Source organism: Salegentibacter maritimus (assembly GCF_016236915.1).
GTDB lineage: Bacteria > Bacteroidota > Bacteroidia > Flavobacteriales > Flavobacteriaceae > Salegentibacter > Salegentibacter maritimus.
Genome location: NZ_JAEHOK010000076.1, coordinates 1 through 244 on the forward strand (window position 1 = coordinate 1; position 244 = coordinate 244).

Consider the following 244-nt stretch of genomic DNA (forward strand, 5'->3'; position numbering starts at 1 on the left):
ATACTCTTTTAGACGAAAACCAAAACCCGGTAAGCAATTCGATTGCTAATGGGGAATTCAGCGGATTAGATGCAGGTACTTATTTTGTACAGGCAGACAATGGCGATTGTGAGTCTGTTTCTGAAGCTTTGGTAATCATAGAAAACCTAGGAACTCCTAATCAACCACAAGCTACTATTGCGCAACAACCAACGTGTGAGGATACCACCGGGACTATTTCGGTAACTACGGTACAGGGAATTAC

The 244-nt window shown here is 42.6% G+C and carries 1 protein-coding gene; it reads left to right on the forward strand.

Annotated features, from left to right (window positions below; translation table 11 throughout):
- The coding region (locus I6U49_RS16890; RefSeq protein ID WP_198629707.1) for a hypothetical protein at positions 1–244 on the forward strand (244 nt) is incomplete at both ends.